Origin of the sequence: Microbulbifer harenosus (assembly GCF_005771435.1) — a bacterium.
Lineage (GTDB): Bacteria > Pseudomonadota > Gammaproteobacteria > Pseudomonadales > Cellvibrionaceae > Microbulbifer > Microbulbifer harenosus.
This window is the reverse complement of record NZ_VANI01000018.1, coordinates 170,638-182,778: the sequence shown is the minus strand read 5'-3', so window position 1 is coordinate 182,778 and position 12,141 is coordinate 170,638. Positions and strand designations below refer to the sequence as shown.

Annotated in this window: 5 protein-coding genes; 4 read left to right on the top strand and 1 reads right to left on the bottom strand. The window is 58.7% G+C overall.

Features of this window, described 5'->3' with window-relative positions; genetic code table 11:
- Positions 1-2 precede the first annotated feature (2 nt).
- Complete coding sequence (locus tag FDY93_RS16485) at positions 3-845, bottom strand: universal stress protein (protein WP_138236854.1); 843 nt, start codon at positions 843-845, stop codon at positions 3-5.
- Positions 846-1,096: 251 nt separating this feature from the next.
- On the opposite strand from FDY93_RS16485, the gene FDY93_RS16480 reads away from it, so the two are divergent.
- The 4 genes from FDY93_RS16480 to FDY93_RS16465 all read left to right on the top strand — a co-directional run bounded on the left by FDY93_RS16480 (position 1,097) and on the right by FDY93_RS16465 (position 12,126).
- Positions 1,097-2,845 carry an alpha-amylase family glycosyl hydrolase gene (locus FDY93_RS16480; protein ID WP_246068618.1) on the top strand — a complete coding sequence of 583 codons (1,749 nt, stop codon included), beginning with the start codon at positions 1,097-1,099 and terminating at the stop codon, positions 2,843-2,845.
- A gap of 460 nt (positions 2,846-3,305) precedes the next feature.
- The gene (locus FDY93_RS16475) at positions 3,306-8,957 is read left to right on the top strand and encodes a PQQ-dependent sugar dehydrogenase (RefSeq protein ID WP_138236853.1); all 5,652 of its coding nucleotides are present in this window, start codon (positions 3,306-3,308) and stop codon (positions 8,955-8,957) included.
- 19 nt (positions 8,958-8,976) lie between these two features.
- A complete protein-coding gene (locus FDY93_RS16470; RefSeq protein ID WP_138236852.1) occupies positions 8,977-10,395 on the top strand; it encodes a DUF1552 domain-containing protein in 1,419 nt (472 codons plus the stop codon).
- A gap of 15 nt (positions 10,396-10,410) precedes the next feature.
- Complete coding sequence (locus FDY93_RS16465) at positions 10,411-12,126, top strand: alpha-amylase family glycosyl hydrolase (protein WP_138236851.1); 1,716 nt, start codon at positions 10,411-10,413, stop codon at positions 12,124-12,126.
- Positions 12,127-12,141: the final 15 nt, after the last annotated feature.

The following is a 12,141-nucleotide window of genomic DNA, read 5'->3' as shown; positions in this document are numbered from 1 at the left end:
GTTCAGTGTCCAGTAGTGGTAAACGCGTTACATACCATCACATCGATCTCCAGTGAGCCAATCACTCGCTCGGCGGTATTGCCGCGTAGCAGTGAGCCGGTCTCGCCGTACTGGTTCAGGGTGCCCATCACCACCACGTCCGCGTCGATTTCCTTGGCTATCTCCGCGACCACTTCGTTGGTGTAGCCCTGTTTTACGTGGATGCGGTCGGTGGGAACGCCGGTCTTTTCCGCCAGTTTGGCAAGTTGCCCTCGGTCCGGGTAGAGCATGGAATCGAGGAATGCGTTGACCAGGTGCAGTTCGGCACCATATACCTCGGCTATGTAGCCGGCGCGCTCAGTGATCTGGCGGTTTAGCTGGCGCTGCTGGGTGCTCTGGGCCTGGTAATTAACAGTGGCCAGCACCACCTTGCGACGGTCCTTGGCGCCGGGGCGAATCAGCACCACCGGGCACTTGGCGTGTTTCAGCACCTGCCACTTGGATTCGGCAAAGGTGAAGCGGCGGCTGGTTCTGGCGTGCACAGGCAGGTAGATCATTTCCGCGTTGCAGCGTTTGGATTCCTGAATAATGGCCGCCTGCCAGTCACTGGACCAGCACACGCTAATCTCGAACTCGACACCGGCATCTTCTATTGGCTTGCGGATCTGGTCGCGGAACCAGAATTCATCGCGGAACAGGTGGTCGTTCACCGCGCGGGTATCGACGGCTTCGCCATCAACTGCCACAAATACCGCCAGTTTCGGTTGCGGGGTGCGCTCGCGCGCGGTCGCCAGGGCGCGCTCAAGGGCTACATGGCGGTCGTCATTGGGGTCGACAACGACGAATACGATGGGTTTTTCCTGCATGATCACTCCTTCAAATCTGGTCCCTAAGTTTTCTCTCTGCCTTGCGGCGTGCGTATGCCACCCTGTTTTATATATGCCGCTGAGCGGTTTGTGGGCGGCCCCATGACCGGGAGGTCAAGACTACCACCGGCCGCTGCTTTTTTCACCTGCGCCATTCTCATCTACGCCCCGTGGCAGGAGGATGAATCTGCGGCCGGTGTGCGTACAGTAGGTTGCAGTGATGACTGTACGATAACGGCGGAGAGAAGATAATGAGAAAAATGTTCGGCCTGAGTGCCGTGATGTCCGCGGCTGCCCTTTCCCTGGCCGCCTGTTCCGAAAGCGAACCCCAGGCCCCGGGGGCCCAGGCCGGTGCGGTATCTTCGCCGGAGACGGCCGCCCCCGCCTTGACCCAGGTCAACAGTTTCTCGGCGGATCCCTTCTGGAACAACGCCACCATCTATTTCATGCTGCCGGACCGTTTCCACAACGGTAATCCGGACAATGACCTTTCTTATGGTCGCAAAGATGATGCTGCCCATATGCGCGGTTTTCACGGCGGTGACCTGCGCGGTGTCATCCAGAAGCTGGAGGAGGGCTATTTCACCGATCTGGGTGTAGACGCCCTATGGATGTCGCCGGTCATCGAAAATGTCCATGGTTACGATGAGGGCGACAAGCGTACCTATGCTTTCCACGGCTACTGGCCGAAAGACTGGACCAGTGTAGACGCCAACTTAGGCACCGAGGCAGAGCTTTCCGAGTTGATTGAGAAGGCCCACAGCAAGGGTGTCCGCATCCTGCTGGATGTCATCATCAATCACACAGGTCCGGTTACGGCGGAAGACCCGCTGTGGCCCTCGGACTGGGTGCGCACCAATCCCCAGTGCGATTGGAGCAGCTTCGCTCAGAATGTGCAGTGCGCACTGACAGACAACCTGCCGGACATTCTAACTGAGAGTGAGAAACCCGTTGAGCTGCCACCGCAGCTGATAGAAAAATGGCAGCGCGAGGGCCGGCTTGAGCAGGAGGTCGCAGAGCTGGATGCCTTTTTCGAGCGCACCGGTTATCCGCGCGCGCCGAAGTACTACATCGTCAAGTGGCTCACCGACTGGGTGCGTGAATACGGTGTGGACGGCTTCCGTGCGGATACCGTGAAGCACACCGAACCGGAAATCTGGGCGGTGCTGAAGAAAGAAGCCAGCCTTGCACTGGCGGAATGGAAGGCCGCCAATGCAGATCGCAAGCTCGATGATCGCGAATTTTTCATGGTCGGCGAGGTGTACCATTTCGGTGTGAATAACTTCTCTAACAGCGATGGCCGCTTCTACGATTACGGTGATCGCAAGGTCGACTTCTTCAATTATGGGTTCGACAGCCTGATCAATATGGGTTTTGCTGCCCACGCTGCACAGGATATGGAATCCATTTTCAGTCAGTATTCCAGCATCCTTCACGATGGCGCTCTGCAGGGGGTATCTGTATTGAATTACCTCGGCTCTCATGACGATCAGGGCTCCTTCGACCGCGAGCGCAAGCAGGTGAAAAGCGCAGCGCTGAAGCTTATGTTGGCACCAGGCGCTGCGCAGATTTATTACGGCGATGAAATCGCGCGACCGATGATCGACGATCAGGCCTATGGCGATGCGTCCATGCGCGTGCCCATGGACTGGAGCAGCATTGAGCAGAGCAAAACCAGTGAGATCCTGAGTCACTGGCAGAAGCTCGGCCTGTTCCGTCAGTCTCACCTTGCGGTGGGTGCCGGTGTCCATCAACAGCTCAGCGCCGCACCGTATGTGTTTTCGCGCACGCTGGAAAATGACCGTGTCATGGTTGCGCTGGATATGCCGGCGGGCGAAAAGACTGTAGATGCAAGCACGGTATTTGCCGAAGGTACCCTGGTGAAGGATTACTACTCCGGCGCAGAAGCGCGGGTGGAAAATGGCACACTGAAGTTTGATACCGGATTTGACATCCTGCTGTTGGGTAGCCCAGAGCCCCAGGAGTTGACCACTCGCTAAATAAATCTGTGTCATTCCCGCGCTGACGGGATTCCAGGCGCCGCAAGCGCAGGGATCCCGACCAGAAAAGTCAGGCGCGACACTTCTCTGTGCGGGGATGACTTGGGAGATTGTTCGTTTTTTGTAATGCCTTCATCGTCTGCGTGATGAACCCAACCCTCTCTTTCTCGTCGAAAGATTTGCCGGCAATAGATTGATCTATCGCCGGTTTTTTTTGCCTTGAAGTTTGCGCGGTGTGTATCGGCGCGTAAATATGGCATGGGGGAGGTCTACGCCCCCAGGGGAGGTCTACGCCCCCAGGGGAGGAGGAGGTAATGTTGTATAAAACGAGTAACGTGAAACTGCGTATCAGTGGTTCGCGCACACTGCGCTGAGAGGTCGTCAGCGAATAAATAATATATACCGCATGTTAATAACGCATGACGGTTATCCGGATAACAATAACTCCCGGAGCATAGCGATGATTTCTGCCCCTGTGATGGCCGGAGTGCTGCACTCCGCTGCTAAACTATGCCTGCGCCTTTTTGCCGCGTGGGCACTGCTCTTACCTGTGCACGCCAGCGCGCAAACCTGGTCCGAAGCCTGGTTCCGCGGCACCCCGAACGACTGGGGCGCTACCGCAATGACCTATGATGCCGACAGCGGCGCCTGGGTAACCGAGCAGATCTTTGATGACGCCAACCCCCGCTTCAAAATCAGTCACTACCAGAACTGGAATGAAGCCTATCCGGCCAATGATTACCCGGTGGCGAATGGCCGCTATCGCATCGCATTTGACGATGCCAGCAAGGCCATCACGGTAACGGAAATCGTCGAGCCACCGCCGGAGGGCACGTCCACCAGCCTGTGCTTTGACAATCCGCAGAATTACGCGGCGCCACATATCTATTTCTGGAATGCGCAGCCCGCCGGCAGTGTCAGCAACCTTCCCGGTTGGCCTGGGCTTGCCATGACCGCAGCCGGTGAAAATTTCTGTTACGACTTCGCTGCGCATCTGGCCAACGGCACGATGCCGGATTCCCTGAATGTCATTTTCAACGACAACGGCAATTCACAAACTGCAGATCAGACCTACAGTGGTGATCCCTGTTATCTCGCCGGCCAGTGGCAGGGTGCGGAAACCTGTGGGCTGGATCAAGAGCCGCCCGTTGACCAGCCGCCTACCAAGCGTCCACTGCTGGCACAGCCGTTGAACTTCCCGATCTCCGGCAATGTTTCCGGTGGCAGCTACCGTTTTGAGGTGGCCTACCCGAACCTGCAAGGTCAGTTCATGTCGCCGGTGATGGTGATTCCCGATGGCATCAGCGACCTGCTGTATGTGGTCGACAAGACCGGTTCCATTTTTGTGTTTCCAAACCGCGAGGAGGTGGCATCGACGGAAGTGCGCACGCTGCTGGATATCAAAGGTGTAGTGCGCAATTACCACGAGCAGGGACTGCTCAGCATGGCCTTTGACCCGGATTACGCCAGTAACGGCTTTATCTACATCTATTACATCCACGGCACTGACGACAATATGCGCGCGCCCGATGGCAGCTATGGCGATGCCATTCTTGAGCGCTGGACCGTGGACAACCCGAACAATCCTACCCAGGTAATCGCCGGCTCCAGCACGGAAATTCTGCGGATCCCCCAGCGCGGCCCGGACCACAAGGGTGGCATGATGCAGTTCCACCCGGAGGACAAGTACCTGTATCTGAGCATCGGCGATGGTGCCTACGGCCACAGTGCCACCATGAGCTATCCGGAAGATCCGCGCACCAATAACGGCGCTCAGGAAACCGATAACCTGCTCGGCACCTTCATCCGTATCAAGCCGCTGGCGCAGCCGGTAGACGGGAACTATTACGAAATCCCCGCGGATAACCCGTTCGTTGGTGTGCCCGGTTTCCGTGGTGAAATCTGGTCCTACGGCCATCGCAATCCCTGGCGCTGGAGCTTCGACACCGAGGCGCCCTACACCCTTTGGGAAACCGAAGTGGGGCAGGCGGGCTTCGAAGAGGTCAACCTGATTGAAAAAGGAAAGAATTACGGCTGGCCCATCTGTGAAGGCACCAACAACCGCGGTGACCTGGGTGGCGATCCGGGCAAAAACTGCAGCACGGATTTCCAACCGCCGCGGGACGGCTATGCCCACCCCACCGGCTTTTCCATCATCGGCGGGGGGGTGTACCGCGGCAATGCGCTGCCCGGGTTGAGCGGACACTTTGTGTTTGGGGATTACGTCACCAAGCGCATCTGGTCGATCGTTGACGGAGAGGCGAAGTCTCTGGTCAGTGACGCCTTCCCGGAAAACATCGCTTCCTTCGGCACCGACCTGAGTGGCGATACGTTGCTGGTTTCCACCTACGGTGTGGAGTACGGCGGCCAGTCCACGATTTACAAAGTGGTGGACGACGATGCCCAATCGGCAGTCATCCCCGCAAAGCTTTCCGAAACCGGGCTGTTTGCCGATCTGGAAAACCTGCAGCCGGTTTCCGGTGTGCTCGAATACAGTCTCAATACCCAGGGCTGGTTCGACGGCGCCAGCACCCGGCACTTTTTCGCGCTGCCAAACGACAGCCAGATCACCTTTGCCGAAACCGACAAGTGGGATCTTCCCATCGGCACGGTATTGGTGAAACATCAGAGTATTGCCACCGCGGATAATCCCGCGCAGCCGTTTACTACCTCGGTGCTGTTCCGCCAGGACACCGGCAAGTGGCAGGCGGCAAACTATTACTGGAACAGTGCCGGTACCGACGCTGACCTGGTGACCGAAACCCTCACAGTGATGGACGGCGGTGTAGAAAGCCGCCAGCGGGCCGTGCAGTCTGCCGCTGACTGCGGATCCTGCCACATCGGAAGTGGCAGTCGCGAGCCCCTGGCGGTCCACACCCGGCAGTTGAACCGGGATTTCCAGTACGGCGAAGGCTCTGAAACTATTGCCAACCAGCTGGACGTATTCAATACCATCGCTCTGTTTTCGCAAGACATTGGCGGTGCAGCCAGTCACGATGCTTTTGTGGATGCCGCAGATACCGGTGCGGATCTGAACGAACGCGCGCGCACCTATCTGGATACCAACTGCTCCCACTGTCACGCCAGTAGCTTCATGGACTTGCGCTACGATACGCCGCTTGCGGATATGCGCCTGGTCAATGTGGAAACCACCGGCGGCGCCGCGCGCCTGCGGCCTTTCGATCACGCCGACAGCCTGGTGTACATATACCAGACTACCGACAACAACCGTATGCCCAAGGGCACCCGCTATACCAACCCGGTGGCGGAAGCGCTGTTCCGGAGTTGGATTGGCAACGCCGATGCCGTGCAGAGCGGCATCGCATTGCACGCGGACAGCGACCGGTTGAATAGCGGCGATGCGCTTGCGGTGCAAGTACATGCGCTGTACGACAATGGTTTTACCGTACCGGTCGACGGTATGCCCAGTGTTTCCTCCAGTGATCCCGCAGTTCTCGCCGTGGAGTCTGTTACTGAAGGTGCGTTCGTGCTGCGTGCCGGTGCCACCGGCAGCGCGAGCATCACCGTTCAGCAGGGAGGGTTCAGTGAAACGCTCACTGTTTCCGTCACCAGCGTGGATACCAGTATTACCCGCCTGGAAATCGCACCGACGGATATCGCACTGAATGGCAGCCGACAGCTGGTGGCCTTCGGCGTGCGCGCCGACGGTACCCGCAAGAACCTGTACGGGCAGGTGAGTTGGTCCGTTGTCAGTGGCCCGGCAACGGTGGATCAGAATGGCTTTGTTACCCGCACCGGCAATGGTGATGTGACGGTGCAGGTGCAACTCGGGGAATTCACCGCGAGCGCAACCCTGACGGAGGGTTTCGATGGGATTGCCCTTCGTTTCGACAATCCGGACAACTGGGCGCAGGTATATGTGCACCTGTGGATCACCGTCAACGGCCAGGACCAGGCACTGACCCAGTGGCCCGGCGTGTTGATGGCCGGTCCGGATGAAGGCGGCTTCTGGACGCATTATGTGGATGAAGAAGATCTTCCGGGTGGCGAAGTCAATCTGGTGTTCAACAGCGGCAACGGCCAGCAGACAGGCGACCAGCGCAATATTGCTGAATCTTCGAGTTTTGTCGCGGGTGCCTGGGAGCCCTGGACGCCGGAGGCCCCGGTGGGTGGCGATACCTCAAGGGTGTCCGTAATTGGCGGTAGCACCGCCGACGGTGAACGGGATTATGCGATCGGCAGTGTCATCACCGTGAATGCGGATGCGCCGCCGCTGGGAACGGCGTTCGGTGGCTGGAGTGGTGATGCCGCACCCTATATCGTCGGCGATCCGTCGCTGCCGCAGGTGCAACTGCTGATTCCGCGGCACGATTTGTCGCTGGTGGCGCTGTTCCCCAGTATCAGCAACGCCTACGAAGCCGGGCAGAACTTTTACGCGGCCCAGTGCGCAGGTTGTCACGGTGATCAGGGGCAGGGGGATGTGGCCCCGGCGCTCGCGGGCACCGGCGCCAGCTGGCAGCTCGGTGACCTGACACAGTACATCGAAGACTTCATGCCTATGGACGCCGCCGCCAGTTGCGCAGGCAATGAGTCCGGTGCCTGTGCCTATGAAATCGCGCGCCTGATGGTGGATGAAGCCTGGAATACCAGTGCTTGCACCGGCAGCGATTGCGATGGCAGCAATCTCGATGGGCGCAATCTGCGGCTGCTCACCCGCGAGGAGTATCTCAATAGCGTGCGGGATATTTTCGGTATCGACTTTGATCTGTCACTGATGGGACCGGTGCCGGCCGACGGTCGCTACCGCAACTTCGATACCGCGTCATTCCTCACCGCCGGCAACGACCGCACCCTCGGTTATGAACTGGTGGCCGAGCAGGTTGCGGATATTGTTATTACCCAGTCTGGCTTCGGCAATCTGGTCAGCGGCTGCGGCGACAACCACTGTGTAATCGATACGCTCGGCTTCCGTCTGTTCCGCCGCCCACTGACCGGCGATGAAGTCAATCGCTATGCGGCGCTGTACAGCGCGGAAGACGATGGCCGCCTGGCGATACAGGCCATGCTCATGTCGCCACACTTCATGTACCGCTCTGAGCTGGGCGAACTCGATGTCGCCACCGGCCTCTACCGGCTCACTCATTATGAAATCGCCACGCTGCTTTCCTACACCTTCTGGGTCACCACACCGGACGATGCTCTATTGCTCGCGGCCAGCGAAGCGAGCTTTGATGTGGCGGCGCAGGTGGACCGGTTGCTGGCCGACCCGCGCGCGGAGCGTGGTTTGCGCCGCTTTATCGGCGGCTGGCTGATCAACAACCAATATCCGTTCCCGGCCATCACCAGCGCGGACCTGATTGCGGCGTTCAAGGAAGAGACGGTGGGCTTCGTGCTGGAAAATATCCGTGGCAACAGTGCCTTCAGCGAATTGCTCTCCGCCAATTACACCTGGGCCAATGGCGCCCTCGCGGCCCACTACGGTCTCGAAAGCAGCAACAGCAACTGGTCGATGCGCACCTTCCCGGCAGGTGATCCACGCAGTGGCAGTGGGCTGCTGGGGCATGGCAGCTTCCTCGCCTCGCGCACCAGCACCGTCAACCCTGCGCCAATCAAGCGCGGTGTCTATGTGCGCGAAGTGCTGATGTGCCAGGAATTCCCGCCACCGGCGGCGGCGGACTTCAACGTGGTATTTGAAGACTCCGACAGCAACCGCGAGGCTACCGCGCGGCACACGTCCGATCCAGCCTGTTCTGCCTGCCACCAGTTTATCGACGGAGTGGGATTCGGCTTCGAGCGTTTCGGCAGCGATGCCCTGTACCGCACCATCGAAACCATCGGTACCGGAGAGCAACGGGAGATCGACGATAGTGGCAGCATCAAGAGCCTGTACACCCCGGCCACGGTCATGGACCCCACCAGCCCGAGTTACGACTTCTACTCGGTACCGGAACTGGCTGCGCTCATCGCCGGCAGTGATCAGGGCGAGGCCTGTTTTGCGCGGCAGTTCTACCGCTATGTGGTGGGACGCGAGGAAGGCGCGAGTGATGATCTGATCATTCACCAGGTCAGCGAAGACCTGCGCAGCGGTGGTGGTATGCGCGACATGCTGCGTACCCTCGTTCTGTCTGATGCCTTCGTTTTACGCCGCTAAAATTCGGGAGATAAAAATAATGAAACTGCTGAATAAATTTGGTTTTACCTCTGCGAGAGAATCCACCAGCCAGTCCCGCAGAAAATTCCTGCGCAACCTGGCCCGGGCCGGCATGCTGCTGCCACTGGCCGGCAGCATGTTGGGGCAGCGGGTTTTCGCGCAGAGTGGCAGCGCGCAGCGGGTACTGTTTCTCTACTACCCCAATGGAGTCGTTCCCTACAACTGGCTGCCGCAACAGGGGCCGGGCAGCATCAGCGGTAGCCAGGAATTGAGCTTCGGCCTCGGTCCCCTTACCCCCTGGCACAACCGCATGATTGTGCTGCAAAACCTCACACTGGATATCGGCAGTGGCGCTGGTGCCCACTACAACGATATGCGCGGCATTCTCACCGGCAACAACCAGATCAGCCGCGAGAGCGCCAGCATTGATCACCTGATTGCGGAGCAGCTGGGCAGTGAAGGCGTGTTGAGTCTCGGTGTGCGCACCGGCAGCCGCTCGGACATTATGATTTCCAAGCCGCGCGGTTACGCCAGTGACACGCGTCCGATTCCCAACAACGATCCGGCGGATGCCGCGCAAAAGCTGGCTGTGGGTATCGCGGGAGGTGGCACAACGGACAATGGCGACAAACAGGCATACTACGAAGCCATTCTCAATGACTTTGGCAGCCTCGCCGACGTCACCCTGGAAAACGCGCGCCGCGACAAACTCACCCTGCACGAAAATGCATTAAAGCGCCTGCGGGACCTTGCCGGCAATCAGGTGGGCGAGTGCAGCTTCAACACCAATGTGATGAGTGACCCCTATTACAATTCCAGCAGCCAGCTTACGCCCACGGAGTGGCAAATGTTCCCCCATCTGGCGCGGGCGCAGGTAGACAATATCGTCGGCGCTTTTTCCTGTGGACTGCACCGTGTCGCCACCCTGCAGCTCTCCAAGGGCGATGAGAACGGCAACCTGGTTAACTACTCCTACGACGAATGCTGGGAAATGGCCCAGAGGGCCATCAGCCAGGGTATTCAGCACAGTAGCGAGAGCGGCACCGTCGGCGCCATCACCCGCTGGTACAACGAGTTCGCCAGCCACAGTGCCTCCCATCGCCCCGGTGATGTTCCCCATACCGCGCAGGTCCGCTGGTATCACGCATTGCTGGCGTACACCCTGCAGCAACTGGATAACAAAGGCCTGCTCGACGACACCCTGGTGGTGATGTTCAGTGAGGTGGGCGACGGTTCCAAACACGGCGGCGCTGCCGGCGCTGTCACTCTCGCGGGTGGTGCCGGCGGCGCACTGCAAATGGGGCGAATCATCAATTGTGGTGACGGTGTCAATAATGGGCAACGAATTTACGGTACGCATCAGCTGTTTGGCGACGTGGCCAGATATCTGGGCGTGAGTGGGGTGATGGAAGGCCCTTGGAGCGGCGGCGTTGTTTAAAAGGAAGGACAAACGATGGCAGTGAAGTGGTACCGCTTGACGGTGGGCATTGGCTGGTTGCTGGCGTTGGCGATATTGCAGGGCTGTGGTGCCGGCGGCGGTGGTGGGTCTCAGAGCAGTCCGCAACCGGAGCCCGAACCGCAGCCGCTACCAGATATCACTGTAGACCCATTCTGGCGCAATGCCAGTATCTATTTTTTGCTGCCGGACCGCTTCAACAACGGCGACGTCACCAACGATTTGGCCTACGACCGCCAGGATGATGGCGCACCGTTGCGTGGGTTCCACGGCGGCGATCTGCGTGGTGTTATCGACAAGCTGAACGAGGGCTATTTCACCGATCTCGGCGTGGATGCCATCTGGATGTCCCCGATCATCGAGAATGTGCACGGTTATCTCGAGCGCTCCGGCCGCACCTACGCCTATCACGGCTATTGGCCAAGAGACTGGACTACCGTGGATGCGAACTTCGGCATGGAGGCCGACCTCGTAGAGTTAATCAACACGGCCCACAGCCAGGGAATTCGCGTGCTGCTTGATGTGATTGCCAACCACACCGGACCGGAAACCGCCCAGGACCCACTCTGGCCCAGTGAATGGGTGCGTACCTCTCCGGTGTGTGACTGGCAGAACTTTGCCGGCAATGTGACCTGCACTCTGACCGACCATCTACCCGACATTCGTACTGAAAGCAACGTCCCGGTGGAAGTGCCGCAGTTTTTACAAGAGAAGTGGCAGCAGGAAGGCAGACTGGAAACCGAGCAGGCAGAGCTCGATGCCTTTTTTGCACGCACCGGCCACCCGCGCGCACCGCGTTATTATCTTATGAAGTGGCTGACCGACTGGGTGCGGGAATACGGTGTGGATGGCTTCCGCGTTGACACCGCCAAGCATGTGGAACCGGAGTTCTGGGGCGAGCTTAAATTGGAGGCGAGTGCCGCGCTGGCGCAGTGGAAGCAGGATAATCCCGACAAAAAAATCGATGACAAAGATTTCTTTATGCTCGGCGAAGTGTACGGCTTTGGTGTGGACAATTTTTCAGCCAGCCGCGGGCGCCAGTATGGCTTCGGTGATCGGTTGGTGGATTTCTATCAATTCGGTTTCGATGCCCTGATCAATATGGGATTTGTCCGCCACGCGGAACAGAGCTACGCAGAACTATTCCAGCAGTATGCCGATGATTTGACTGCTGGTGGCCTGAACGGCGCGGGCGTGTTGAGCTATATCAGCTCCCATGACGATATGGACAGTTTCGACCGCGAACGCGCGCGCACCTATGAGTCCGCCTCCAAACTTTTATTGAGTCCCGGTGCGGTGCAGATCTACTACGGTGATGAGCTGGCCCGGCCACTGATGGATGCAGAAGCGCTCTATGATGCGGAACTGCGCACACCGATGAACTGGCATAATCTGGAAAATGCCGACACCCGGCAGTTGCATGACCACTGGAGAAAACTGTTGCGATTCCGGCAGGCGCATAAAGCCGTGGGTGCCGGAGAGCACCGGGAAATCTCGCGCACCCCGTACACCTTCGTCCGCGCTCTGGATGATGATCGCGTGGTGATAGCCATGGATTTGGCGCCGGGTGACAAGACTATCGTGGTGTCGGATGTCTTTGCCGATGGCACACAGCTGAAGGACGCCTATTCGGGTGCTACCGCCACCGTGCGCAATGGCGTCGTGTCGCTGAATAGCGCTTTCCCGTTGGTTCTAATGGAGGTCGCCAAGTAATCCCCTATGTTCCCG